The 26,610-nt window shown below is 46.0% G+C and carries 19 protein-coding genes; 7 read left to right on the forward strand and 12 right to left on the reverse strand.

Going from position 1 to position 26,610, the window contains the following annotated elements:
• Nucleotides 1-22 precede the first annotated feature (22 nt).
• The 4 genes from A4R26_RS22400 to A4R26_RS22415 form a co-directional block, all read right to left on the reverse strand.
• Nucleotides 23-892: a TssN family type VI secretion system protein gene (locus A4R26_RS22400; RefSeq protein WP_081168704.1), complete on the reverse strand. Its 870-nt coding sequence runs from the start codon at nucleotides 890-892 to the stop codon at nucleotides 23-25.
• A gap of 123 nt (nucleotides 893-1,015) precedes the next feature.
• Nucleotides 1,016-1,951, reverse strand: a complete 936-nt coding sequence (locus A4R26_RS22405) for a hypothetical protein (RefSeq protein ID WP_081168706.1) — start codon at nucleotides 1,949-1,951, stop codon at nucleotides 1,016-1,018.
• A gap of 147 nt (nucleotides 1,952-2,098) precedes the next feature.
• Nucleotides 2,099-3,961: a type VI secretion system baseplate subunit TssF gene (locus A4R26_RS22410; RefSeq protein WP_081168708.1), complete on the reverse strand. Its 1,863-nt coding sequence runs from the start codon at nucleotides 3,959-3,961 to the stop codon at nucleotides 2,099-2,101.
• Nucleotides 3,962-4,174: 213 nt separating this feature from the next.
• Nucleotides 4,175-4,609 (reverse strand): GPW/gp25 family protein, encoded by a 435-nt coding sequence (locus tag A4R26_RS22415; protein WP_081168710.1) that lies wholly within the window; start codon nucleotides 4,607-4,609, stop codon nucleotides 4,175-4,177.
• Nucleotides 4,610-4,943: 334 nt separating this feature from the next.
• Here A4R26_RS22415 and A4R26_RS22420 point away from each other — a divergent pair, with 334 nt between their 5' ends.
• From A4R26_RS22420 to A4R26_RS22440, 5 genes are all read left to right on the forward strand, one after another.
• A complete protein-coding gene (locus A4R26_RS22420) occupies nucleotides 4,944-5,870 on the forward strand; it encodes a hypothetical protein (RefSeq protein WP_081168712.1) in 927 nt (308 codons plus the stop codon).
• Nucleotides 5,871-6,007: 137 nt separating this feature from the next.
• Nucleotides 6,008-6,643 (forward strand): LysE family translocator, encoded by a 636-nt coding sequence (locus tag A4R26_RS22425; RefSeq protein ID WP_081168714.1) that lies wholly within the window; start codon nucleotides 6,008-6,010, stop codon nucleotides 6,641-6,643.
• Nucleotides 6,644-6,927: 284 nt separating this feature from the next.
• Nucleotides 6,928-9,408, forward strand: coding sequence for a DUF5686 and carboxypeptidase regulatory-like domain-containing protein (locus tag A4R26_RS22430; protein WP_081168716.1), 2,481 nt, complete (start codon nucleotides 6,928-6,930; stop codon nucleotides 9,406-9,408).
• An 81-nt stretch (nucleotides 9,409-9,489) separates the two neighbouring features.
• Nucleotides 9,490-10,437, forward strand: a complete 948-nt coding sequence (locus A4R26_RS22435; RefSeq protein ID WP_081168718.1) for an ion channel — start codon at nucleotides 9,490-9,492, stop codon at nucleotides 10,435-10,437.
• A 147-nt stretch (nucleotides 10,438-10,584) separates the two neighbouring features.
• Entirely contained in the window at nucleotides 10,585-11,241 is a 657-nt protein-coding gene (locus A4R26_RS22440; protein WP_081168721.1) for a YdcF family protein, read from the forward strand.
• A gap of 189 nt (nucleotides 11,242-11,430) precedes the next feature.
• On the opposite strand, the gene purU is transcribed toward A4R26_RS22440, so the two are convergent.
• The 7 genes from purU to A4R26_RS22475 all read right to left on the reverse strand — a co-directional run bounded on the left by purU (nucleotide 11,431) and on the right by A4R26_RS22475 (nucleotide 19,736).
• Nucleotides 11,431-12,258 carry a formyltetrahydrofolate deformylase gene (gene purU, locus A4R26_RS22445; protein ID WP_081168723.1) on the reverse strand — a complete coding sequence of 276 codons (828 nt, stop codon included), beginning with the start codon at nucleotides 12,256-12,258 and terminating at the stop codon, nucleotides 11,431-11,433.
• Nucleotides 12,259-12,364: 106 nt separating this feature from the next.
• Nucleotides 12,365-15,397: a TonB-dependent receptor gene (locus A4R26_RS22450; protein WP_081168725.1), complete on the reverse strand. Its 3,033-nt coding sequence runs from the start codon at nucleotides 15,395-15,397 to the stop codon at nucleotides 12,365-12,367.
• A 260-nt stretch (nucleotides 15,398-15,657) separates the two neighbouring features.
• Nucleotides 15,658-16,674 (reverse strand): FecR family protein, encoded by a 1,017-nt coding sequence (locus A4R26_RS22455; protein WP_081168727.1) that lies wholly within the window; start codon nucleotides 16,672-16,674, stop codon nucleotides 15,658-15,660.
• A 90-nt stretch (nucleotides 16,675-16,764) separates the two neighbouring features.
• The gene (locus A4R26_RS22460) at nucleotides 16,765-17,325 is read right to left on the reverse strand and encodes an RNA polymerase sigma-70 factor (RefSeq protein WP_081168729.1); all 561 of its coding nucleotides are present in this window, start codon (nucleotides 17,323-17,325) and stop codon (nucleotides 16,765-16,767) included.
• Between the two features lie 852 nt (nucleotides 17,326-18,177).
• The gene (locus A4R26_RS22465) at nucleotides 18,178-18,519 is read right to left on the reverse strand and encodes a helix-turn-helix domain-containing protein (protein WP_165760379.1); all 342 of its coding nucleotides are present in this window, start codon (nucleotides 18,517-18,519) and stop codon (nucleotides 18,178-18,180) included.
• 248 nt (nucleotides 18,520-18,767) lie between these two features.
• Nucleotides 18,768-19,040, reverse strand: a complete 273-nt coding sequence (locus A4R26_RS22470; protein WP_081168733.1) for a hypothetical protein — start codon at nucleotides 19,038-19,040, stop codon at nucleotides 18,768-18,770.
• A gap of 441 nt (nucleotides 19,041-19,481) precedes the next feature.
• Nucleotides 19,482-19,736, reverse strand: a complete 255-nt coding sequence (locus A4R26_RS22475; protein ID WP_081168735.1) for a hypothetical protein — start codon at nucleotides 19,734-19,736, stop codon at nucleotides 19,482-19,484.
• 717 nt (nucleotides 19,737-20,453) lie between these two features.
• Between A4R26_RS22475 and A4R26_RS22485 the strand changes: the two genes are divergently transcribed.
• Together A4R26_RS22485 and A4R26_RS22490 are read left to right on the forward strand one after the other, a co-directional pair.
• A complete protein-coding gene (locus tag A4R26_RS22485) occupies nucleotides 20,454-22,199 on the forward strand; it encodes a GMC oxidoreductase (protein WP_081168739.1) in 1,746 nt (581 codons plus the stop codon).
• Between the two features lie 59 nt (nucleotides 22,200-22,258).
• Nucleotides 22,259-22,924, forward strand: a complete 666-nt coding sequence (locus A4R26_RS22490; protein ID WP_081168741.1) for a gluconate 2-dehydrogenase subunit 3 family protein — start codon at nucleotides 22,259-22,261, stop codon at nucleotides 22,922-22,924.
• Between the two features lie 117 nt (nucleotides 22,925-23,041).
• On the opposite strand, the gene A4R26_RS22495 is transcribed toward A4R26_RS22490, so the two are convergent.
• A complete protein-coding gene (locus tag A4R26_RS22495; protein ID WP_081168743.1) occupies nucleotides 23,042-26,419 on the reverse strand; it encodes a PAS domain S-box protein in 3,378 nt (1,125 codons plus the stop codon).
• Between the last annotated feature and the right edge of the window lie 191 nt (nucleotides 26,420-26,610).

Consider the following 26,610-nt stretch of genomic DNA (forward strand, 5'->3'; position numbering starts at 1 on the left):
ATTATTTTATTTGGTTCTAATCTCAATTTTCTACAATGCGGCTGCAAACAATGACATCATTTTCCCTGATGCGGTTCAGGTAAATAGTTTTATCTGCATCCATGTAAGTGGTTAGTATGGTATACCATTTGGGTTTTTTATAGAACATCCAGCCATGGGGTTTGCCTGTGCCATTGGAGAACATGATCTGTCCCTGCGGATGCCGTTCATTGTAATCGTTTATAAAGTAATAGAACAGTTCGCCCAGCTCCATATCAACCGGGGCCTTGGCCCTGAAGTTGGTGAAGAAGCTGTCGTTCCCGTTTTTCTGAAATTCAAAACTGATGAGCAGCATATTCTTCAGTTTGCTTTCTTCAGGATCTTCCATGGGCTCATGTACCGGGTAATACCATTGGTTAAATACTTTGGGCGGAATGGCCAGCGCGGTAAGAAAGGTATGCCATACAAACAATGGAATAATAAAGAACAGGGCCGAGAACATCATCGGGATCTCCAGTCCTTCGCGGTTCTGCCAGCGGTAGGTGAGCATATAACAAATGGAACCTGCAAGCAGGATGACAATGGTAAAAATGAAATCGGGCAGAAATGATTGTTTATCCTTACCCCAGGGCATTTTTCGTTCCATCATATAAACATGCAGACTGCCGTATAAGAGAAACAATACCTGGAAGAAGATAAAATACCGGTTATAACTTGCAAAGAAACCGGCTGCAATGAACAGGCCTGTAAGGGCAAAAACTGCCACAGAAATCAACAGATACCAGATAGCTTTTTTGCTGAATGGTTTAAAACTGTTACGGATCTTCCTGGCAAAAACACTGATGAGCGCTGAAAAGCTGATCAGGCCTATTCCCAAATAAAGTAACAATCTGTTCAATTCCGGTGATAACATAAGGTTAATTTGATTAATGTGCTAATTTGATAATGTGATAATGGAATACAAATACAAAAAACAAATGAAATACAAACGCAAATAAAAATTCAAATACAAATTCATACAACAAATACTATACGACTATAAAACGGCGTAACCGAGTATCGGGCTTTCATCCTGGCTCAATTCAACAGGCGCCCGTGAACGGTCGACCTCTACCTCAATTAGTATATCTGCTTCAAATGGTGCGAAATAATTATTGAATACATTCAGCAACAGGTCATTGTCGCCCCCGGTTACATAGTCAACCGGTTTTGAATGTTGCAGGGGCCCGATGACGTATTGCAGGCAGGGATAGTCTTCATTGAAAGTGTGGCCGCACACCATGTCATTACCCAGCTCGCCCATACCCAGTTCACTGGCAGTTGCGGGGGCTTCGCAAGCCGGTGGCTGCACTATCGAGATGGTCACACTTTCCTGCAGCAGTATTTGCAGGCAATCCTGCATCAACGAAAGATCGCCCGCAATGGCATGCGCATAGGGCAATAACAATACCAGCAACATGGCCGACGTCTTATTCAGCTCCGCGGGAAATTCCCAGAAAGTGAAAAAGTAATCGTTCAGCAATCCGTTGTTTATACCGGCCAGGATGTTCTCTTCCTGCTGTTCTATCATCACCTGCTGCCTGAAAAAACTATTCTCTATCGGCTGAAAAAATTTCCTGGCTGCCTGTTCTTTCTTTTTGTCTATACGGCTTTGAGCCGCCAATTCCGTTGCAGCGCTACCGGGTTTTGCCGTATATGACTGATGGAACAGCCCTTCAGGCACCAGGTCGTACAGGCCTGAACGTGATAACCGTAATTGAAGCAACTGAAACAGGTGGGAATCTTCTATCTTGTTTACATCGTACAGGTCGGGACGGTATTCACGAACAAAACGCCCGTCGTGCATGGCTACAAAATCTTCTGTATGCAGGTGGTTCTGTAATGCCTGGTTTACCAGCGTTTCGGCCTTTATATCGTACAGGCGGGCCGACAGTTCGTTATAAAAATTCTCTATAGCAACTTTCCGGGTCATTTGTTAATGTGATAATTCGATAATGTGATAATTTGACAATGAATACAGTTCGTGCCGTACGCTTTCTTTCCTTTTTTAATTTCTCATTCTTCCTTTTTAATTTTTCATTTCCTTTCACTTCGACATTCAATATTCGATATTCAACATTCAGATCTCCTGTTCAATAAAAACCCTGAACGGCGTTAGTCCTGCAGACTTCCGGGACAACTTCAACACCAGGCTGTCTTTCCAGTACTGTAACTGGTTTTTCTCCCGGGCTTCCATATACTCTTTGCGGTTCAGCTTTATGATTACATCAATGGTGCGGGTAAAACCCTGCGATGTTTGCCGGGGCACCATTACGCCCTTGCTCACTTCAATATGCCGGGCAATATCACCCAGCTGAAGGCGGCAGAATATTTTGATGTCCTCGAGGCTTACAAGGCGCTCACGCGATAACAAAGCCGATTTATAAGCCGTGATGCTTTCAGAAGCGCTTAACCGGTTGCGGCCGCCAATGGTCGTTGTTACCAATGAACAATGGGTCTGGTACAATTCGCTGGTATTATAGGTTTGCAGCGAGGTGCCGGCCTTTATATCATTACCCTGCTCGCCGTTGGTGCTCCACCAGGCAACGGTAAGGTTACTGAAATACTCATCTTTTTCCTTGCGTACTACCAGGAAGGGCGTATACTCGCGGTTCAGTTCCCGGGTGATCATTTGCTGCTCGAGTTTATAAATGGTCTGTTGCAACTGTTTCAATTCGCTTGAAAGAAAATCGCGCCCCAAAATTGAAAAAGCCGCGCTTTCATCACTTAACAGCTGAACTATGTTCTCGATGATCATGGTGGCGTCGCGTTCGTCGAACCGGCCAATTCCTCCCTGCCGCAGGATCACCGTAAGTTTTTCCTGTGCGTTCTTTTCGATGTCCCGTATATTGTATACGTTACCATCCGAATCGGAGATTTCCTGCAGGTCAAAAAATATGTCGTCTGAATACATAGGAATAATATTCAACATATCGCGCATGGAGTGCACCTTTTCATTCAGCTCGCAGTTCAGCACCGGAAAACAGTTCACATGGCAAACAACATCCTGCAGTACCGCGGTGGAAATATTCTCCGGGAACCGGATCTTTACCCAGTGCACATTATCAGCCTGTAATGCCTGCAATTCTTTTTTATCGAATGCCTGCAACAGTTCAGCAGGCCAGCCGCTGTTTTCGGTTATGGCGGAACCGGTATGCCGTAGGGTGACAAACTTCGGTTTATAGTAGGCGTTCACAAATTCCTTCAGTTTCCAGGCCGCAGTATTTTTTCTTATAAGGAGCTGCTCTATATTGAGGTACTCACCGCTGATGTTATCCTGGTTGTAGCCTGGTACTACCTGCAATTCCTGCGGGCCGTAAAACCAGCGGGTTTGGGAAAGGTTTTGATAGAACAGTTCTTTGTGTACTTCATTTTTTATTTCAAAAAAGAATTGGCTGTTATCGAGGCTGAAACGCTGGCCTGCCAACCCGATCCATAATACCCGTTGTTCCAGTTCCTTACCGGGAAGGCAATGGGTGATCACTTCTTTCGAGGTCATTTCGCGGTACCGGAACAGTTGATGCCCGGTTGCCAGGTAATTGACGGCGGTTGTATTTAATTGAAATGAGCCGGTAGGTGCGAAGAAAATGTCTTTATAGCCTGTGCCGGTAGATTCATACGATACCCCGGTTCTTTGTGAACAGAAGAACTGATCGCTTTCCTTAAGCCAGGCAATATCTTCTACCGTTTTGGCATGGATCACCGCATGTGCAGGCAGGGGGCCGCACAATACTTCGGGTGATAATAACTGCACCATGCGTTCGAGTAAGCGCGCGCGCGATGCATGTATTTCGTTGGAGATCTTTTCGAGTTCCAGGGCACAGGCCGAAAAAAGTACATTCACCAGCGGGTCGAACGATGATTCCGTTTCATCTTCCGGGTATCCCCACAGGCGTGCAGCCGTTTTCATCATCCGGTTCTTTATCTGCTCCCGATTTTCCATATATAATTTTATTCGCTATTTTTTTGCCTCATGCCTAATGGCGAAGGGCTGAGTTTCCTATTTCTGATTTTGAGATTTAGGGATTTTGAGATTTCATATAGTTCAGCATGCAGACAAATCCCAAAATCTAAAAAATCACAAAACCCCGAAATACGTAAACGTTAATGTTTATGCTAATTAATCACGCTACTAAAAAGGCCGGTTAAGTATACACTAACTGTATGATAGCGGGCTCACAAAAAAGCTGTCGCGGAAAGTAATGTCTTCGCTGGTAGCAGTGAGTCGGCCGGTTATATTAATGTCGAGGCGTTTTTTTACACGCCGTTCCGTTGAAATGGCGTTCACTTCTTCCTGTTTAACCAATACATCAACTTTGATCCCATCCAGTCTTTTTTCATGTTTGCGAATGGCCTTTAACAGCGATTCTTTCATCCATTCCTGTTGGCGGGTGCGGGAAGTAAGATTATCAAAATCATGGTCCCAGATGGAGTTGCCATAATCGGCATCGCTTTGCATTTCACCAAAGGCGGTGGTAATGATCAGGTGCAGATGATGACCTACGGATTGCTTCAATGTACAACCCGGATGCTCTTTCTTTTGCATCAGTAATTCCGGGTCCAGTGGTAATGTGTAATACTTAAGCCGCATGATCTGATAAATTAATGTAACGTAACGGGTAAGACGAGTTTACGCAACCAGTGAAGCGTGTCAAAAGGGGAATGTCTTGATCATGCTCTCAGTGCAGCAAAACGAAATTAATACAAAATAATATTCCTGCGAATATATTTTATTACCAATTTACGTGCCGTTTGGATGAACGGATGTTTAAATTAAAATAAAAAATTGAAATTGGTGTAAAATTTGTTGCCAACCAGGTGTTGATTTCTGATTTTGAGATTTCATCAGGGTTGTAGCCTTCTCACAAATCCCGAAATCGTAAATCTGCGTTAATACCCACTTACCATAATCAAAACCTTTCTCTATGAACCATAAGTATATTGTAGTAGGTATAGACGGCACGGGCTCCCGTGAATGGATGTACCAGGATGGAAGCAACAGCAGCACTTTTAAATTTATCAGGGATGTACACTACGGCGCTATGGATATAGACCGCCGCTGGTTCCATGGCCCTTCCAATACGGTAACGGGCAGCGATAACATACCCATTTTACAGGAAGCGCTTGCATTCATTTACCAACGTATCAATATGTTGTTCCCCGCCACCCGCACGCGCTCCGTTAAACCGCTCGAACTGTTCGATGTAAACAGCTGTATGCAAAACCAGGAGCGTTCAAAATCGTACCAGATGGAACGCCGGGGTTTTCACTCCCCTGCCCGCGTACCAGTCCTCGTTACCGAAAACATGCTGTTGAATCAGCCGCTTACTACCGATGACGTACGCGTGGTATTGATAGGCCACAGTCGCGGTGGTTTGGCCGTTACCGCACTGGCAAGGATGTTGAGCCCGCTTGTGCGGGTTTATTTTATGGGTTTATATGATTCGGTCGACCGGCAGAATTGCCTCGATGGCATGAAGGTGGAGAATGTAAAATTCGTGGCGCATGCACGGCGGCATCCCGAAGTCAGATCACGCACTTATTTCAGTAATACCTCACTTAAATACATAGGTGTAGACCACGCTGAAGAACGTTTCTTCTATACTTCGCATGGCGGTATCGGCGGCTCGTTTATTACCGATAAAAAAGAAATGTCATTCTTTGGCGATTCTTCCTGCCTGGCCACCATTACCGCCCCCACAGAAGATGGCGGCACCATGGAAATGATCAACAATCCGAAACTGGTTAAAAAGCTGGGTAAGAAAATGGATCAGATCTGTACCGATGGCAGTTCGGATGCGGACGAATTCATTCGCGCACAGGCCCGGAAGTACGGGATCCCTGTCGCTTAGTGTATCTAGGTCAGAAGACCGTTCAATTCAATTACATACCCACACAAACGTTATCCGGAGAACCGGCCTACCACCTTTGTGTAAACCGGCACACGTACCTTTTTCCGAATCAGGTATATTTGTTGAAACCTATCGGCATGTTACCCATCAACGACCTCCTGCTTTTCGCCCTCGCTGCATTCGGACTGGTAATTAGTCCGGGCCCCAATATGATCTATCTTATTTCTCGTTCCATTACCCAGGGACGAAAAGCCGGCTTGATATCACTGGCCGGTGTTATTTGTGGTTTCCTCTTTCATATCATTATGGTATCGTTTAGCCTCACAGCCGTGCTGTTCACTATACCCTATGCCTATACTATTTTAAAAACGGCCGGAGTAATTTACCTGCTGTACCTCGCCTGGCAGGCTATAAAACCCGGCGGCAAAAATGTGTTCGAGCCGCGTACCGATCTCAAACCCGATGCGCCCGGAAAATTATTTCGTATGGGATTTTTTACCAATGTGCTCAATCCCAAAGTGGCTGTTTTCTATTTAAGCTTCTTCCCCCAATTTATAAAACCAGCTTATGGCGATGTGTTCACCCAAAGTTTTAGCCTCGGTATCGTTCAGATCATGGTAAGTTTTACCATCAATTTCATTATCGTGCTGCTGGCTGCCCGTGCAGCCCGCTGGTTCTCGGCCAACCCCAAATGGGTGCGCATTCAGAAATGGTTTATGGCCGGCGTGCTTACGGGACTGGCCGCAAAGATGGCGCTTGATAAAGCAAAATAGGTGCTCATAATCACGACTCATAACTATCTTCTGAATTCCTCAAATTTCAGGTTATTCAATTATTAAGCTATTAAGTTCATAAGTCATGAGTTCGCGGATAGCCGCGAGTTTAACTGAACAACTGAATAACTAAACAACTGAATAACTAAACAACTGAATAACTGAACAACTGAATAACTGAACAACTGAATTTACTCAAGTGTTAAAATCAATCTAAAGTAATATAATTGCTTTTCGGCTCATGCAATAACAGTGTACTTTAAGGGTATTAACCCCGGAACCGCATGACCCGAACTTTACTCCTGATCTGCCTTATCGGTTTTTCCTTTTCTAACGCCTCGGGGCAATCTCTTAAAATTTATGGCAAGATAACCAACCCGCGCATGGAGCCGCTGGCTTTTGCCACCGTGCAGGTAAAGGAATGGAAACACGGCGTTGTGTCGAAAGAGGATGGCACATACGAATTAAAGGTGGAAGAAGGAAAGTACGACCTGGTGATCAGTATGGTGGGTTATAAATCGCAACTGATCACTATCGTTGTACAAAAGGGCAATTACTTACAAAATATAATCATGGAGCCTGATGGCGCTAAAGATCTTTCAGAAGTGATTGTAAAAGGAAAAGTGCGCGATCGGTCGGAAGAGATCATCAGGCATGTGATCCACAGAAAAGATTTGATTCAAAAAGCGGCCGGCCCTTACACCTGCATGGTATACATAAAGGCGGTGCAGGAAGATTCGCTGAAATTGAAATTAAAGAAAAAGAAAAAACCGAAACCCGACACCCTCGCTGCCGGCATTCCATCCGCTATCGATAAAGAGCTGGAAAAAATGGCGATGGCCGAAATTGTACTGCAGCTCGATAAAGCGCCGCAGGGCGCTAAAGAGGAAAGACTGGGAGTAACCAAACGGGGCAATACCGAAGGACTGTTCTATTTATCAACTACCCAGGGCGATTTCAATTTCTATAACAACCTGGTAAAAACCCCGGCCATATCGGAAACGCCGTTTTTGTCACCCGTTAGTTACAGTGGTTTACTGGCTTATCGTTTCAGGATATTGAGAACCGAAAAACAGAACGGCCGCAAAGTATTTGTTATTGGGGTAAAACCGCGCCAGGTAAGCAATGCAACGGTAGAAGGGGAAATAACCATTGCCGATAGTTTATGGGTGATATTGCATACCCGGCTTAAAATGCCTTCCTATCACTTACCTGAATACGATTTTTTTGAGGTGGAGCAGCATTATGAGCTTATTGCCGGAACCGCCTGGATGATCACCCGCCAGCAGTTCACCTACTACAGTAAAAGTAATAAGGCAAAAAAATCGGGCATAACAGTGGCAACCTACAGGAACTTTGAGCTGCAAAAACAATTCCCTAAAAAATATTTCGGTACAGAAGTGAGCGCCACCGCACAGGAAGCGTATCATAAGGACAGTGCTTTCTGGCAAAGCAACCGCACCGAGCCGCTCACCGAAAAAGAACTGCGGTTCATTCATTATAAAGACAGTATTTATCGCGCTACGCATACCAAAGCATATCTCGACTCAATAGATCGTATAACGAACAGGGTAACCTGGAAGAAGTGGCTGTGGAGCGGCCAGGAATTCAACGATCATGAAAAGGAACGGCACTGGTCGATACCGCCCCTGCCGCAATTATACCAGCCGTTCAATTTTGGGGGCACCCGCATTATGGCTCAAATTCAATACAGTAAACGATTTCCTTCACGCCAGGGTATCTGGATCAATCCAAACCTGAGTTACGGTATTCGCAACCGCGATATCAACGGCAGTCTTTCTGTAAGGTATTTGTATAATCCATTCAACAGGGGTATCCTTAAAGTATCGGCAGGCCGGGAGTTTGCAGCCATTTTCTCAGGCGATGCATGGATCAACCAGATAAAGCGCAGCAACGTGTACCTCGATAATGCATTTGGCGTGGGGCATGAACTCGAACTGGTAAATGGGTTATTCCTGTACACCGATTTTGATATCTCATTCCGGCGATCGGTAAGCGGTTATAAAACCAATGCACGGGTTGACAGTATCTTCGGCGATGTGCTTGACAATAACCAGGCGGTTGATTTTGAAGCGTACAATGCCAGCTATGGAAAGCTCAGGCTGGCTTATACGCCAAGGCAAAAATTTATCAGGGAACCCAGGGAAAAGATCATTCTCGGTTCGGCCTGGCCAACCTTTTATGTGAGCCTGCGTAAAGGCATTCCCAACCTGTTTCAAAGCAAAGTGAATTTCGATTACCTTGAATTTGGTATAGAACATGAACTTAAACTCGGTTTGGTGGGTATATCAACCTACAGTATCAGAACCGGCAGTTTCTTAAATACAAAAGACCTGCGGCTGGTTGATTATAAATGGCAGCGCCGCGGCGATCCGCTGCTGTTCATGAACCCGCATGAAGCCTTTCAGTCGCTCGATTCCACATTCGCCGTATTCAAACGGTTTTACCAGGGGCATTATATGCATGAGTTCAATGGCGCGCTGATCAATAAAATTCCTATCCTTAAAAAACTGCAGTTGCGCGAAGTGGCCGGCGGCGGTTTCCTTATCGCTCCGGAACGTTCGCTCCGGTATGTGGAAGCCTTTGCCGGGATAGAACGGGTGTTCAAATGGCCCTTCAACCCGTTGAGTAAATTCAAACTGGGCGTGTATGTGGTTGGTTCTGCCGCCAACAGGTTCAATAACCCGGTGCAATTCAAGATCGGCATCACCAGTTGGGACAGGAGAACGAATAAGTGGAGATGATTCTTCGAAAGGGACTTTGCAGTAAAAGTTGCAACTCCTGCTTCCTGATTTGATTTACATTTGCCGGGAAAAACAAGCACCATGCCCGTAAAAGAAATAAATCCGGTTCCCAAAGTAAACAACGATACCGGTTTCAGCACAACCGGTGTGATCAATGGCAGCCGGTTCATCAATCGCGACGGCACCTTTAACCTGCACAAAAAAGGATGGCCCTTTTGGGAACGCTTCAGTATCTTTTATACCATGCTATCATTGCCTTTATGGCAATTTATAGTCATCATTATACTTTTCTTTTTCTCTATCAACCTGGCATATACAGTCATTTACTGGCTCATAGGCGCTGACCAGTTTATGGGTTTTGTGGCCACTACACCGGTTGGTATTTTTAAAGAGCTATACTTCTTTAGTACTGAAACTTTTACTACGGTAGGTTATGGCCGGGTAAACCCGGTGGGCGATGCAGCCAACCTGGTAGCCGCTATTGAAGCCATGAGCGGTTTTCTGTCCTTTGCGCTCGCAACGGGTCTTATCTATGGCCGTTTTGCCCGCCCCCGTGCGCACCTGGCCTTTAGCGATGATGCACTTATTGCCCCGTATCGCAATAAAATGGCGCTGATGTTCCGTTTTGTATGTTACAAGCAAAACCATGCACTCACCGACGTTACCGTGCTGGTGACCCTGGCCATGCTAATAAACGAGGACGGGAAACCGGTGTACAAATATTACAACCTGCCGCTGGAACGCAGCAAGATCGAAAATATGCCCATGAACTGGACGGTGGTGCACCCCATCGATGAGAATAGTCCGCTCTATGGCTTTACCAAAGAAGACCTGGCAACCACCGATATGGAAGTATATGTGCTGGTGCGGGGCTTTAATGAAGTATACGGCAATACGGTACAGCAAAGAACCTCCTACACCTACCATGAAATTGCCTATAACCGCAAATTCATCTCCATGTTCCACGAAACCGCCGGGGGTACCGTGCTGGAATTACATAAGCTAAGCAAACATGAAGAGGTTATATAAAAACTATTTGTAAATGCAGGGGTTAGTCATATTCATTAAGTTATATATCATATTGGCAGATTTATTGCTTATGAGCAGGGACCAGATAATACATAACCAGATGAGCAGGACGCGCCGGTCCTGTGCATCAACCTAACCGTACAAATAATGATAAAACAGGAAGCATTAACGCTGGCAAAAAAATTATGGAACTATCATCAGCTGCAACATAAGCTCGAAATATCGGATTGTATTCTGGTTTTGGGAAGTGTTGATACCCGTACAGCCGAACGGGGTGCAGAGATCTATCTGCAGGGTTATGCGCCTATCATTATTTTTTCAGGAGGGCTGGGTAAACTTACCAAAGATCTATGGCAGGGAACGGAGGCCGAACTGTTTGCTACCATTGCCCTCGACAAAGGCGTACCCCGCGAAGCCATCTTTATTGAAAACAAAAGCACCAATACGGGCGAGAATATACTGTTCACGCAACAATTATTACAGGAGAAGAACCTGAACATGGAAAGCTTTATAGTGGTGCAGAAGCCCTATATGGAACGACGCAGTTATGCCACTTTCAAAAAGCACTGGCCCAACAAAAAACTCCTCGTCACTTCTCCCCTGCTTTCGTTTGAAGAATATCCCAATGACACTATTTCTGTTGAAAAGCTCATCAACATGATGGTGGGTGATCTGCAGCGGATAAAATTATATCCCGAAAAAGGCTTCCAGGTTTACCAGGAGATCCCTGATGAAGTGTGGCAGGCGTATGAGGAGTTGGTTCAAATGGGATTTAACCAGCAATTGGTTAAAGGGGATTCTTGACTGAATATAGGTATATGAAGTAAGAAGTAAGAGGTAGGAAATACGAAGTACGAAGCTCGCGAAATTCCGGCCTGTTGCTTTTGTTTAAGGCCTTGAAATAAGCGAAACCTGTATTCCTCTATCAACTCCATCACCTTTATCAACCTGTAAACTTGTTAACTTGTCAACTCCTTGTCAACCTGTCAACTTCTACTCAAACACCACGGTCTTATTCTTATACACCAGCACCCTGTCCTCAAACACCAGGTGCAGCGCCTTCGCCAGCACGGCGGTTTCAATTTCCTTACCGGCTTTCATCATATCGCCCGATGTATGCGAGTGTGTTACGGGAATGATCTGTTGCGCGATAATAGGCCCTTCATCCAGCTCATTGGTAACGAAATGGGCCGTTGCACCTATCAGTTTAACACCACGCTCAAAAGCCTGTTTGTACGGACTGGCGCCTACAAAGGCCGGCAAAAACGAATGGTGAATATTGATAATACTGCCGCTATACTTTGCCACGAAACCGGGCGACAGAATTCGCATGAACTTGGCCAGCACAATATAATCGGGCGCATATTTGTCTATCAGGCCTGCGATCTGTGCTTCAAATTCAGCTTTATCTTTTTGCTCATGCGATACCTGGTAAAAGGGTATATCGAACCGCTGGCTGATATTCTGCAGTGTATCGTAATTGCCTATCACGCATTGTACCCGTGCGCCCAGCGTTTTAAAATGATTGCGGATGAGGATATCGGCCAGGCAATGGTACTCTTTGGTTACCAGCACAACTACTTTCTTCTCGGGCTGCGGGTTCACTTTTATGATCGCATCGGGCGGCAGTACCGCTTTCAGTTTTTGCTCCAACGCCTCCGAACCGGTTTCCTGTTCAATATGCACCCGTATAAAAAAGCGGTTCTCTATTTTGTCAACATGCTCGCGCAGTGAAACTATGTTCAGCTGTTCCTTAGCCAAAACGCCGGTAATACCGGCAACAAGCCCAACCTGGTCTTTACTTTGAATAACAACGATCATACAGAATCAATATGCAGGCAAGATAATTCATTTCTGCCTTTATATAAAAGGCAAACCCACCGCAGATGCAATGGGTTTGTCCTGTATTTTCTCATGTGACCACGTGTTAAAAACTGGCCGAAAGACTGATATAGTAATAACCGCCGTTCATCCCGAACTGGGTGGCATTGCGGCTGTACACAAAACGCCCGTCGGAAGTATTGGCATAATACGTATTGCTTTTATCGCCATTGCCATCCCGGAACCATTTCAGTTTATCGGGATAAACGTCGAACAGGTTATTAGCACCGATGGTTACCCGAACCTGGGGCAGGATACTATAACTGACGCTGGCGTCGGTAATCACTTTGGCCTCATATGTTTCATCGAGCTGCGGGTTCAGGTTCCAGGAAGAAACCGCCCCAAAACGCGTGGCACGAACCATGGCGCCAATTTTTTTGTACTGGTAACTGGCTGCCGCCGATATTTTATTTTTCGGATTGGCCAGCTCTACCCGCGATTGTTCGGCGCGGTCGAAAAAGAAATAATTGCCGGCCGCATCGGGTACCGCCGGTATATTATCGGTGCCCTTTACTTTTTCGATCTTTGTTTCATTGAAGTTAGCCGCCAATGTAAGGTCGAGGCTGCCCTTGCTTAACTGCGGACTAACTGAAAAGATCACATCCACGCCCTGAGTTTTGGTATCTATGAAGTTGGCGAACGCCTGTACCACCTGTACGTCGCTGGAAATGCCGTTGCGGTCTAGCACCTCGGCTACTATTGAACCCGCCGTTCTTCTGAAGGGACCGGCCAGCAATATGCGGTCCCTGATATCGATGCGATACGCATCTACAGTAAGAGATACATTTCTGCCAGGCTTTGAGGTAATACCCAGGCTGTAATTCACCGATGTTTCTTCCTTCAGATCAGGAATACCCAATGCCTTTGCAATTTTATCATTGTTGCGTACCGTTAAAGTATTGCTGGGCGATAAAGTGCCGTTGATGATCTGGAACTGCGTACTGGTATTATTGAAATAATACTGGTGAATGGAAGGCGCTCTGAACCCGTTGCTGATAGCCCCGCGAATTGACAATGCATCGACGATCTTATAACGTAACGCCAGTTTACCGGCCAGGGCATTGCCAAAATCGCTGTACCGTTCAAAACGGCCGGCTACATTTACCAGAAATTTTTCAGTGATGTCCGACTCCACATCAACATAAGCACTGATCACATTGCGGCTTTCATCAACTTCGTTCGCAGGCTGGAACCCCGGGAATACCTGTGCGCCGCCTACCTTGCTTTGATCATAATTACGCCACGACTCTTCCTGCCCCGCTTCGATCTTAAACATATCGAAACGCATTTCTGCACCAACCGCTACGTTGAACGATGTTAGTTTGAGCTGTGAACCGAAGTCTTTCGAAAAGTCGACATTGGTAGTGCTTTGATTAAAGCCCAGTTTACCGCAATCAAATTCAGTGGGCGACGCGGCGCCCATACTGGCATTGTTTGAATTGGTTACCTCAAAGCTGAACTGGTTGCCGCCGTATACGGTGCTTACATCCCAGTTCCAGGCATTGGCGGTTTTACCTTTAATGCCGGCCATTATCGACCGGTCGTTTATATCGGAACCGATGTAAGGCAGAAAACCACGGGGATACAACTGAGCCACTACCTGCGTAGTTTGTTTGGGATAGCGGTAAAAACCGGCCGCTTTCCCTTTCCGGTAACTGTACATGCCCATTGCATAGATCCTCGTATTTGCTGTAACGGGCAGCTCAAGGTTGGCTTCGCCATAAGCATTCAGCTGTTTTGAATTGCCGATATACATGTTGTTCTTTCTGTCCCAGCCGCCGTTCTGCGCAATCAACTGTTCGTCCTGCGCTACATTGCTGGTATAAACTGTGCCCAGGAAATCGCCGGCGCGGTTGGTTGGCTGCCGGTGTCTTACTTCGCCGGTGATGTTCAGCACCCCGTTTTTGCCCAGTTTGAAACCATGATTAAGCCCGAACTGTAAATTGGCGCCATCGCCTTCATATTGTTGTCCGGCATGAGCAAATACCTGCGTACCGGTTTTCTTTTTCAGCACAACGTTTATAACGCCGGCAATAGCGTCTGAGCCATATTGTGATGCGGCGCCATCGCGCAACACTTCGATGCGTTCAATACTGCTGGCGGGAATGGCGTTCAGGTCGGTGCCAACCGAGCCCTTCCCTACCGTACCGTTGATATTTACCAATGCCGTATTGTACCGGCGTTTGCCATTTACCAGTACCAGCACCTGGTCGGGACCAAGCCCCCGCAATGAAGCCGGATCGATATGATCGGTGCCATCGGCAACGGTTTGCCGGTTCGATACAAATGACGGGGCCGTGAACTGGATCTGTTGAGCAGGTTCAATTTGCCCGGTTGCCAGCAGGTCTTTGGAAGAAATAACATCAACCGGTACCGGCGATTCAACATTTGTCCGCGGTCTTAAAGACCGCGAGCCCACTACCACCGTAGTGAGCTCCGCCACTGCTTCTTCGAGACTGATACTAATTTCATGCTGGGTGCCTACAGTTACTTCCTTTGTTTTGAAACCAATGATTGAAACAACCAGTATATCACCTTCATTGGCTTCGATATTAAAAACACCGTTGGCATTGGTAGAGGTACCGCCGGGTTTATTCTTTACCACGATGCTTACACCTGATAAAGGTTCACCTTTGGCATTGGTGATCTTACCGGTGATGGGAACCGGGGCAATTTCAGGTGAGGCTTCCGGTTCTGTTCTGTCTTTATCGGCCAGTTGCCGTTTCAGCAACACCTTATCGCCTATTACTTCATATTCAAGATTGAGCTGCCCGGCAATTTCATTCAGTACAACCGATAACTTTTCCTTTGATTTGGAAATGGTAACCAGCCGGTTGCTCTGTATCAGTTTCGGACTGAAGACAAACATCACTTTTGTTTGTTCCTCGATTTTGGTCAATACATACTCCAGCTTTTTTTCTTTGATGTTGAGGGTAACTTCACGATCGAGCACACCCTGTGTATGGCCTGGTTCGGCATAACCGATAACGGCGAAAACCAGGGCCATTACCAGTTGCAGGGCGGTATGTTTGATTGTGTTTACACAAAAAGACAGCCTGAGCAAAGGGATATTTCTCATACCTTTGAGCGTTTTTGGTTAATAAGTTAGATCAAAAGCAATCCCGGCTCCTTTGCAAAAAGAAGCTATTAACACAACGGGATATTTACTGGCCGGTGATGTAGCAGCATCGCCGGCTTTTTATTTAAGCGCCATCCGCATGCCGCTGAAGCTTTAGCGGAAGCGCAAGCCCTGCCGAAGGTGGATGCCTGAGCGATCCGGGGCGGAATCGAAAGGCTTACGTTGAGTCATGCATTGGTAATGTATTATTTAATTAGTATTTATTGCTCACAATCATGACCTGTTATGATCACCTGCCCGTCGGCCTGTTCGTAAGTGGCCTCGATGGCTTTGCATACCAGGTTAATCCGTTCAAAAAAAGATTCATTGGTAAATACGCCGGTGAAGGAGCAATGGCTCATCAGCTCTTCATCAAACACAATGGAGATGCCATAGGCCCTTTGAATTGCCATAAAAACCGTTGAGGCCGGCGCATCGGCAAATACGGCCTGTTCGTTCCCTTTTGTATTACTGATATTAACCACCAGTGGTTGTGCGGCAATAGACCTTACGATGTTTGCCTGCTGCCGGTTATACAGCACCTGCTGGTTGGGGGTAATGATGGCGGCCTGGGCTTTTGCCATTTCCTGTTCGCCCTGATCTTTCCTGCGCTGGTATACAGTTACCTTACCGGTATGCACCAATACCTTAATGGTATTATCGTGCGGAAATGCGCGAACATCGAAGCTGGTGCCCAATACTTTTGTCACCAGTTCATTGGTATAAACGTAAAATGGCCGGGCCGGATCTTTGGTTACCTGGAAAAATGCTTCGCCTTCAAGGTAGATCTCCCGTTTGGCCGAATCGAACCGGGAGTAAGCAATTTTTGAAGCAGGCTGCAGTATTACATAACTGCCATCATTCAGGGTAATACGTTGCGGGGCGGATGTATTATTGATGCTTTCGGTTAATTTGTTTTGTTGCCGGCTTTGCTCGTATGAAAATGACCTGGGAACGGTATTGAACAAAACGGAGGAGATCACTATCAAACCCGCCACCACAGCAGCGGCGGCAATATAGTATATCCGTTTCCTGCCACCGGCCCGTTCCATATTCCCTTCCATTTCTATATGGGCCCACATTTCCCGTTCAACACTGTCAAGCTCTTCCTGTTTTAATGCAGGCAGTTGGTGATCGTACAACAATTCATACCAGTGATCTACCAGCGCCTTTTCTTCCGGCGCGGCGGTTCCGTTAACATACCTTAGAAGCAGTTCCCTGAAAGCAATGCGGTTCATAAACTTATATTTACCATAACTCAGTATATTACCAGACAGACAGGTGAAGCCATACCCTAAACGGCCCGAAAAAAAATGATGCAGAAAAAACTATAATGCGGGATCAAGGTAATCTTTCAGGTAAAAGCGCAGTGTTTTCAACGACCGGGTGATGTGGTATTCAACGGCTTTTTCCGAAATATTCATACTGGCGGCAATTTCCCTTATAGAAAGCTGGTCGAAGCGGCTGAGCCGGAACACATGCCTTGTTTTTTCGGGCAGCATGTCGATCGCTTTTTCTATTGCCTGTGACAGCTCGTGAAAATTGACGGTTGCCTGTGTGCTGTTACAGAAACCTGCAGAGGAGTCAATAACGTGCTGCTGGTATTTCTTATGTACAAGCGTTGATTCAAGGTAATTGATGATGCTGTTCCTGACCGAAGTTTGCAGGTAGGCGGCAAGATGTTGTATTTGAATGGAGTGCCGTTTTTCCCAGATGCGCAGAAATATGGTTTGAACCAGTTCTTTGGCCACCTCTTTATTGGCGAGCCGGTAATAGGCTGCCTCGAATATGGGTTTCCAGTGGCGGGTATAGATCTCTTTAAAAGCCTTGTCGTTATCGGCTTTTAGTAGTTGCAGCAGTATCTCATCAGTTAGTACCCGCAGGTCCATAGCTGAAGTTAACGAGAAATTTCTGATTTCGGGATGTAGAGCATTAGAGATTTGGCGACCTTCTGAAAAAACAAAATCAATAAATTTCAAAATAAATAAATCTCAAAATCAGAAATCTAAAAACCGATTGCTTACCTATAGTGCCCTTACTGGACAGAAAAGGCAGTACGGGCAAGCCACTGTTAAAAACCTTCTATAATAGATCAAGAAAGGCCAATTAGTAAAAAGTTGATTCCGTATATTAAATGAATCCGGGAGCCGGCAATGCCGGGGTTATAATCCTGGTCATTGGGAGAAAGCCGGGAGCGACTCGTCTTTCATCCCCGCAAAATAAGGGCAGGTGTAAATCATTGACCCTCCTGCAAAATATCGTTCCACCTTACCCGTTGTAATGCCACCGGCCCCGGATCATCATTCTATAGCCCAAAATGTTAAGATCTTCACAGGTTTCCGACTTAGTGCAATTGCAATCTATCATGCCTGTTATATAATATAAGAGTACGAATCAAATACACGGGCGTCAGTAGTGTAGCGGGGTACATATGGCCTGTTTAGCATTATTGTTGTCGAATAACGCTTTGAGGGCTTATGCATCAGAGCACCCAATAAGTTTGTACCGCCGCTAACACTTTCCGACTATGTATGTATTAAAAACCGTCCTTTCAAATATCTAATGCAATATACAACACATCATTTCTTTTATTTGCACAATTTCGATTTTTATTTTCACATTTTCACCTGTTCCATACTGTTAGTGTTATGTAAACATTAAACTCATCATTTGTATGGCAAAAGAAATATCGCCAAAGTGATTTCACTTTGCATGACAAGGTTTATATGTTCACTACGCCTTTAACCGTGAAGCCCGCTTCGCCATTCGGAGGGCGATTTGCTATATATTTTTTTGAACATTGTACTAAAACTACCCATGCTTTTATATCCTACCAGCGTCGATATTTCCTTTACGCTTTTTTCCGTTTGTTCCAGCAACTCTTTCGCTTTTTCCATTCGCAGCAATATCCGGTAATCGTCAATGCTTATCCCAAACAACTGCTTGAATCCATACTGCAGTTTCGTTCTGTTGAGTTGTGTTTGCTGACTTAAATCGTTGATCGTTATATGATATCTTCTGTTCTTTGTTAATAATTCCCTCGCAAGCCTGATCCTTTCAATATCCTCTTTTTTCAATTTCATAAGAAAAGGTTTATTGCAAATAACAATAGCAGTTGATCCGCAAACTTCGTATTGCCACTTGCCGGGCAAAATGCACGTGCACGCCATCAGGTATCGGTTACCTTACTGAAATAACATAGGTTACTATTAAACTGTAAATAAGAATGCGATGGCCCTGCTTGTTGAAGGCAGTACCATAGTCTGATGAGGAGTTGTTGCTATCCGTTTTATTGCTGTTTCATATGACTGCCTGGTATCATCCACCGTTGCTATGCGGTTCTGCTGTACCGTGACGACAGGAACCATTCCGGCACATATTCAGTACAACGTACGATCATCCTGAACCGGTTGGGAAGAACCGCCGGCTGCAGATCGGTAAACAAATGACGTTGATTGAACAATTTCGTTGAAACCTGCCAGTTGTACGGATTGACTATAAATGCAAAATATGAGAAGGCACACCAAAAATGCCCGCAGGCATATGAGATAATAAATAGAGATAAAAAGAGAAGAAATGGCGTAATGTGTTGAATCCGGTCCATCAGATAAGGTTTGTGCATCGGCTACATTGCTCGTCTCACCAGTTCTTGCTCACTTTCGCTGATTAGTGTTGCCAAAACAAAGATAAGGAGGTCTTTTCGATTGTGTGTTTCGAAAAATAAAATTTTTAGACACGCCGGGTGACGCCGCATACAGGTTAACCATTAATGATAGATTGTCATTTCGGTGCCGCCGGAATACTATGGACTATCATTTAATAAATTATCATTTATTGGTTTCTGTTATATATCCTGAAAAATAAATATCGATAATTTATAAAGGTGAAATGGGCATTGAAAAGTTAAAACGACAAATGCGCAAAAGGCGCGCGTAGCGAAAGGTGAACGATCTGTGAACAGTCAACTATTTGCGGCCTGCCATCAACAGGCAACAAAAAAGTCGCTCCGGGTGGAAGCGACTTGCTGTGATTATTTAAAACAAAATTAGTTGGCGATCGGTCGAAAATAAAAGCCTTCTTCACTTAAGACATGTGAATTGGGCACAAAACTCATTAATGACTGGCGTACCATATCTTCCGCTGCCATCTGATACCTTGTTCCTACTTCTGGATTCTTAACGGCAAACTTCCAGCTTTGAATTTTCAGAAGAGCTATCTTACTGGCGTGGGCGATATGATATTCCAAAATCATAAATTTCTCGGCCAGGTAATCCGTTTCGTTTTGGATGTACGGGGTCATAGGGATATGTGATTATAGGTTTTTACAGAATAAAAGGACATCAATACAACGATTTTATAGTAGTAAAATTGCGTGTTTAAAACATAATTTCTGCAATTTTTGCGCTCCATTTTTTTACAAATAAGGGTTTATCTATATATTCCTATACTGAAACTGCAACTAAAAAGTAATTCTTTGAATAATATAAAACAAAAGGTATATTATAGTGAATAATTTTCAAAAATAGCCCCCTGTAAGTGTACTAGTTACATTAAACATCCCCGCTCCTCTTCCTGCCACAATCTATATAACCCTGCCTCCAGTTCCGGCCTATCATGTACCTGTTACTCCGGTCAAAAACCTGCCCCGGCCGGCGGTTTTTACTTCCACCCGCAGCCCGCCATTCGCCGGCCGGCACTTTGCGCCGTTTATCCTGCGCTCCTTTCAACACGGCCCTTCGGGTATTTCTTCCACCTGGTTATTTTGTTACCGCCGTAAAACCCGGTACAAAATTCCTTGCGCCGGTGACCGAACGTAATGTGTGACGCTGCATTTTTATGCGGGGCACGTTGAACCGGTTCAATGCTTTGTAAACGACCTGTTAATGTTTTCTTATCTTAACCCGTTACTACCTAAACCACACATAAAAAATACATTATAAAAAATTGGAAAGGACTGCTAAAACTTTACATTTATGCCTCTAAACCAATCGTCAATTTTAAAAACTTTCTCACTCTTATGGGGGATCTTCAGGTAAAAAAGAATGCAAAGCAGTATGATGCCATCATCGTAGGCTCCGGCGCCGGTGGCGGCATGGCAGCTTACGTATTGTCGAAGGCTGGGTTGAAAGTATGTTTGATTGAGGCCGGACCAATGTACGATCCAAGGACAAATGTAACGCAATTAAAAAATCCATGGGAATCGCCACGTCGTGGTGCAAGCACCAAGTTCAGGCCATTTGGTGATTTTGACGCCTGTTATCATGGTTGGGAAATTGATGGCGAGCCCTATACACGTGCCGATGATACCAAATTTGAATGGTGGCGCGCCCGCATGATCGGCGGCCGTACCAATCACTGGGGACGTATCTCATTACGTTTTGGACCCAAAGATTTTAAACGCCGTAGTATCGATGGGTTGGGTGACGACTGGCCAATTGGCTATGACGACATAAAACCTTATTACGATAAAGTTGATAGGCTGATCGGGGTGTTTGGCAGCAACGAAGGACTGGAAGATCATCCTGATGGAATTTTCCTTCCGCCGCCCAAACCCCGCCTGCACGAGCTCATGATCAAGAAAGCGGCCACCGGTATCGGCATTCCCGTAATTCCTTCCCGCCTTTCTATTCTTACCAAAAAGATCAACGACTCACGTGGGGAATGTATCTTTTGCGGACAATGTAACCGCGCCTGCTCTTACGCTTATGCCGATTTCTCCTCTTCTTCTGTATTGATAAACCCTGCTATTGAAACAGGCAATATCGATGTGCTCACCAATGCCATGGCGCGGGAAGTGCTCACCAATAACGAAGGACAGGCTACCGGCGTATCATACGTAAACAAAACCGATCTGCAGGAATACCAGGTAATGGGCCGCACAGTGATCCTGGCTGCCAGCGCCTGCGAATCTGCCCGCCTGCTGCTGAATTCGAAATCGCCCCGCTATCCGAACGGGCTGTCGAACAACAGCGGTGTGGTTGGTAAATACCTGCACGATTCAACCGGCGCCGATATGGGCGGTGTTATTCCCGAACTGTTCGGCCGCAAACGCTACAATGAAGACGGCGTGGGCGGCGCACACATATATTCTCCGTGGTGGGGCGACAACAAAAAACTCGATTTCCCCCGCGGTTACCACATTGAATACTGGGGCGGTTTTGGCCAGCCGGCTTATGGTTTTGGCGGCGGCATGCAGGAAATGAATGGCAGGTGGCTGGTAAACGGACAGAAAAAAGAGGCCGGCGGTTATGGTAAATCATTGAAAGAAGATTACCGTTACTTCTACGGCGCGCGCGTGGGAATGGCCGGCCGTGGCGAAGCCCTTTCGGTTGAAAGCAATTACTGCGAAATAGATCCGATGGTGGTTGACAAATACGGCATCCCGGTTTTACGCTTCAATGTAAAACCAACCGAATACGATATCAAACAGGCCAAACACATGAAAGAAACCTTTAAGGAGATCATGCATGCAATGGGCGCTGTTATTACCTGGGGCGGCGATGATGATGAAAAGAACAATTATGGTTTGCATGAGCCGGGGGTTATCATTCATGAAGCAGGTACGGTACGGATGGGCAACGATCCCAAACGTTCTGCATTGAACAAATGGGCCCAGGGCCATGAATGTAAAAACCTGTTCTGCGTCGATGGCGGTCCGTTCGTTTCACAGGCCGATAAAAATATCACCTGGACCATCCTCGCTTTATCGATGCGCACTTCCGAGTATATCATCGATGAAATGAAGAAAAGGAATATTAGTTAACGAGTTGACGGGTTAACAAGTAGATTAAAAACGTAGAAATTCATAACTTAGAACTCATTATGGATAGAAGAAAATCCCTGAAAGCAATTGCATTAGGTACCCTGTCGGCCGGTGTGCTGCTCGATGCCTGCAAATCGGATGATAAAAAAGGCGGCGACGGCAAGGCCGCCGGAACTGGCAACAGCGAGTTCACATTAGACCGCGCCGAAGAAGAAAAGATTCGTGAGCGAGAATTATTGTCAACCACTTTCTTTACGCCGCACGAAATGGCTACCATCACCGTGCTGGCCGATATCATCATTCCGCGTGATGAAATAAGCGGCAGTGCGTCTGACGCCAAAGTGCCCGACTTCATCGAATTCATGGTGAAAGACAGGCCCGAGAACCAGATCCCTATGCGGGGCGGTTTGCGCTGGCTCGATGTACAAAGCCTGAAACGCTTCAATAAATCGTTTGTCGACGCAAGCGAACAGGAACGGATGTCGCTGGTTGATGAAATTGCCTGGCCTAAAAAAGCCAAACCCGACATGGCGCAGGGCGTTGCCTTCTTTAACCTGATGCGCGACTTTACCGCTTCCGGTTTTTATACCAGCGAAATCGGGGTGAAAGACCTGGGTTATGCCGGAAATACGCCAAACAAATGGAACGGGGTGCCCGACGATGTGCTGAAACAGTATGGCCTGGCTTATAGTGAAAGAGAGTTGAAGGAGTGTGCGAAATATTAAATGTGTAAATAAGTAATATAAAAATGGCCTCCCCATAAAGGAGGCTATTTTATTTGAATAAGTTGTTCAGTTATTCAGTTGCAAGTTCGTGACTTCATGAATATCATACACTCGCAATTAGTAGCGAGTCTGAACAACTGAACAACTGAACAACTGAACAACTGAACAACTGAACAACTGAACAACTGAACAACTGAACAACTGAACAACTGAACAACTGAACAACTGTTTAACCGGTATGTAAAAATAGAACGTAGCCCCCTGCCCCGGTAAACTTTCCGCCCGCATAAAACCATGATGGTTCTCTACGATCTTTTTACAAATGGCCAGCCCAATACCCGAACCGGTATATTCATTACGGCCATGCAGCCGCTGAAACAGTTCAAAGATCTTCTCCGCATATTCCTGTTCAAATCCGATACCGTTATCGGCTACTGAGAACTGAAAATAATCCTTACCCGGCAGGGCGCCTTTTGCATTCAGGTCTTTTGCTTTTATATAATCTGCTTTTATTTCAATAACCGGCGTTACCCCTTCCCTTGAATACTTCAGCGAATTACTGATCAGGTTCGACAGCAATTGCCTGAACTGAAACGGGATAATGGTCAGTGTAGGTAAATGCGCCGTTTCTATCACCGCCTTTTTTTCTTCAATGCGGAGCCCCAGTTCCTTCCTTACTTCATCGAGCAATACATTCAGATCGGTATTTTCAAAATTCTTCCGCGCGGTTGTGGTACGGGAGAATTCCAGTAAGGAGTCGATGAGGTTTTGCATGCGAACGGCCGCTTTAACCATGCGCTCGAAATAATCCTTGCTGGTATCGCTTAAATTGGCAACGTCGCGTTGTTGTATGAGGTTACCGAATGCCTGGATCTTTCGCAATGGCTCCTGCAGGTCGTGACTGGCCACGTAACTGAATGACGACAATTCACTATTGCTGCGTTCCAGTTCGCGGTTCTTTTGCTCCAGCTGCTCGGCATACATTTTCAGGCGGTCTTCTGCAAGCTTGCGTTGCGTAAGATCGCGCGTCACTTTTGAAAAGCCGATGATGTCGTTCCTGTCGTTATGCAATGCGGTGATCACCGTATATGCCCAAAAAGTTGACCCATCCTTACGAACACGCCAGCCTTCAAATGTTGATTTGCCATGCCTAACGGCTTCTTCAATCAGTCTTTCCGCCAGGCCGTGCTGCTGATCGGCGTGGTTATAAAAGATCCTGAAGTGCCTGCCGATGATCTCATCGGCTGTATACCCTTTTATTTTTTCGGCGCCCTTATTCCAGTTCTCGATATAACCATCCCTGCTCAACAGGATGATGGCATAATCTTCCACTTCATTGGTCATACGTAAATACCGTTCTTCGCTCTGGCGCAGTTGCTCATGGCGTTGCTGCAGTTGCTGGTTGATCTCTTTCAGTTCACGGGTTGTTTCTTCCAGCGCCTGGTTCTTCTGGTATAATTCATGTGTTCTTTCCGCTACCCGGTTTTCCAGTTCGATCCTGATCGTTTTACGTTCATGGATATCGATGCTTGAACCGATATAACCGAGAAAAGTGCCGTCGTACGAAAACCGCGGAATGCCCTGGCACACGATCCAGCGGTAATGGCCGTCATGCCGTTGAAGGCGGAATTCCACTTCAAAGTCGCTCCTGTTTTCATACGCCTGATTATAAATCTCCAATCCGTTATTGAGGTCATCTTCAAAGATGCCTTCCTTCCAGCCATCCCATAACTCCTGCTCCATCGTGCGGCCGGTAAATTCGAGCCACCGTTTATTGAAGAAGGTAAAGCGCTTTTGCGCATCCGACATCCATACCATTACCGGCGCCGAGTTCACCACTACCCTGAACCGCTCTTCGCTTTCGCGCAGGGTGTGCTCTATCCGTTTTACGTCATCAATATCGGTACAGGTTCCATACCATTTAATGATGTGGCCATGTTCATTTGTAATAGGCCTGGCGCGTACCAGGAACCAGCTATATGCATCTATGGGCGCTTTTACCTTGAACCGGAATTCACCTTCATATGGTTCACCCGACTTCACTACCTCATGCCAGCTGGATAAACACCGTTCATAGTCGTCGGGGTGAACATGAGCCATGAAGCTTTCATCTCCGTACTGGTTCTCTTCCCCTATCAGCAGGTACCATTGTTTGTTATAATAATCTACATAGCCATCGGCTGCGGCCGTCCATACGATCTGTGGCATTGAATCGGCAAGCTGCCGGAATTGTGCTTCCCTGAGCCGCACGGCATTTTCGGCCTGTTTACGCTTATCGATATTGATCACCGAACCGATAAACCCTTCAAACGCGCCCTGTTTGTCAAAAACAGGCGAACCGGAGTCGAGGATCCAGCGGTATACCCCATCTGACCCTTTTATGCGGTATTCAAGATTGAAAGGCGCCTGCCGGGCATTGGCTTCCTGAAAAGCGGTTGTCATTTGATCCACATCATCAGGATGAACGACAGATAACCATCGCCGCCCCAGCGTTTCTTCCTGCGGCTGCCCTGTATAGTCGTACCATTTCTGGTTTACATATGTGCAATGTCCGTCGGGCCGGGTAATCCAAAGCATTACCGGAACGGTGTCGGCCAGCCTGCGGAAATAGTGCTCGCTGTTTTCCATCCGTTTTCTTTCCACTTCAAAATCGGTTACTTCGCGGGCAACCAGCATAACGCCCGTAGTACCCGTGGCTTCCTGAACCGGAAAGAACAGTATATTGAAATAAGATTCTACCAACCGGCCGTTTTGCATTACCTGGAACGCCATTCCGTTCTCGATATGCGATTGCCCGGTTTCCATAACCTGGTCGATCAGCTTTTTAAAATGTAGTGCCTCCGGTTCGGGTGATCGCTCGAAGATCGAATGCCCGGCCAGGTCGTTGACAGCCCTGCCCGTCATTTTTAAATAGGCCTCATTGGCCAGTTCAACCACATAGTCCTGCTTTCTTAAAACAAGTATTCCAATAGGAAGCTGCAATAATACCTCATAGATTTTTTTATGCCGGGCCGAAAGGCGGGTGTTGTTTTCGCTGGCGGTAACCAGTACGCCGCCTGTTTCTCCTGTTTCGGTTACGAGCGGAATGCACGAGAAGGTATAGGCCGCTGTTTCGGAATTGCCATGCCGGCTGGTAACGATCGTGATATCGGGTATTGTTGAAGGCCGCCCCTGCAGGGCCTGCTCAAAGGCCGGGGACAGGATATTCCATTGTTCGGCAAATACGGTTTGAACCGGCTGGCCCATAGCCTCGCCGGGAAATGCCGCTATCAGCGGCCGGCACGCATCGTTATACATTAAAGCGCCTGCCGGGCCCCAGGCGACGAACATGGGTACGTGCGAATGCAATATGATACTGATGGTAGTGTGCAGTAGTTGCGGCCACGTTGCCGGTACTCCCGCCGGGCTGGCCGACCAGTTGGTCGACCTCATCAGTTGCCCTGCTTCACCGCCACCTGATATAAATTCTGGTTTATCCAAGGCGTTCACCTCCATACAAAAAATGATTTGTGCACAGGGCGCTGACCGGCTTTACATTCGTTTTTTAGGTTATAACAGCGTTCAGGGCCCTTTTCCATTACTCATTGAAAATAGCAGATATTCATGAATTCAGGTAAAATTTTTAATAACCTGCATGGGCAACGCTTACAAAAGCACATCGATGTTTTTATTGGAAAGAAAATAGC

The organism is Niastella populi, from assembly GCF_002078015.1.
Taxonomy (GTDB): Bacteria; Bacteroidota; Bacteroidia; order Chitinophagales; family Chitinophagaceae; genus Niastella; species Niastella populi.

Coding starts and splice junctions, on each gene's coding strand:
- A4R26_RS22490 (WP_081168741.1), top strand. CDS start 22,259: ATGGATAGAAGAAAATCCCTGAAAGCAATTGCATTAGGTACCCTGTCG.
- A4R26_RS22475 (WP_081168735.1), bottom strand. CDS start 19,736: ATGACCCCGTACATCCAAAACGAAACGGATTACCTGGCCGAGAAATTT.
- A4R26_RS22420 (WP_081168712.1), top strand. CDS start 4,944: ATGAACCATAAGTATATTGTAGTAGGTATAGACGGCACGGGCTCCCGT.
- A4R26_RS22465 (WP_165760379.1), bottom strand. CDS start 18,519: ATGAAATTGAAAAAAGAGGATATTGAAAGGATCAGGCTTGCGAGGGAA.
- A4R26_RS22410 (WP_081168708.1), bottom strand. CDS start 3,961: ATGGAAAATCGGGAGCAGATAAAGAACCGGATGATGAAAACGGCTGCA.
- A4R26_RS22415 (WP_081168710.1), bottom strand. CDS start 4,609: ATGCGGCTTAAGTATTACACATTACCACTGGACCCGGAATTACTGATG.
- A4R26_RS22460 (WP_081168729.1), bottom strand. CDS start 17,325: ATGGACCTGCGGGTACTAACTGATGAGATACTGCTGCAACTACTAAAA.
- A4R26_RS22495 (WP_081168743.1), bottom strand. CDS start 26,419: ATGGAGGTGAACGCCTTGGATAAACCAGAATTTATATCAGGTGGCGGT.
- A4R26_RS22435 (WP_081168718.1), top strand. CDS start 9,490: ATGCCCGTAAAAGAAATAAATCCGGTTCCCAAAGTAAACAACGATACC.
- A4R26_RS22405 (WP_081168706.1), bottom strand. CDS start 1,951: ATGACCCGGAAAGTTGCTATAGAGAATTTTTATAACGAACTGTCGGCC.
- A4R26_RS22485 (WP_081168739.1), top strand. CDS start 20,454: ATGGGGGATCTTCAGGTAAAAAAGAATGCAAAGCAGTATGATGCCATC.
- A4R26_RS22450 (WP_081168725.1), bottom strand. CDS start 15,397: ATGAGAAATATCCCTTTGCTCAGGCTGTCTTTTTGTGTAAACACAATC.
- A4R26_RS22430 (WP_081168716.1), top strand. CDS start 6,928: ATGACCCGAACTTTACTCCTGATCTGCCTTATCGGTTTTTCCTTTTCT.
- A4R26_RS22455 (WP_081168727.1), bottom strand. CDS start 16,674: ATGAACCGCATTGCTTTCAGGGAACTGCTTCTAAGGTATGTTAACGGA.
- A4R26_RS22470 (WP_081168733.1), bottom strand. CDS start 19,040: ATGGACCGGATTCAACACATTACGCCATTTCTTCTCTTTTTATCTCTA.
- purU (WP_081168723.1), bottom strand. CDS start 12,258: ATGATCGTTGTTATTCAAAGTAAAGACCAGGTTGGGCTTGTTGCCGGT.
- A4R26_RS22425 (WP_081168714.1), top strand. CDS start 6,008: ATGTTACCCATCAACGACCTCCTGCTTTTCGCCCTCGCTGCATTCGGA.
- A4R26_RS22400 (WP_081168704.1), bottom strand. CDS start 892: ATGTTATCACCGGAATTGAACAGATTGTTACTTTATTTGGGAATAGGC.
- A4R26_RS22440 (WP_081168721.1), top strand. CDS start 10,585: ATGATAAAACAGGAAGCATTAACGCTGGCAAAAAAATTATGGAACTAT.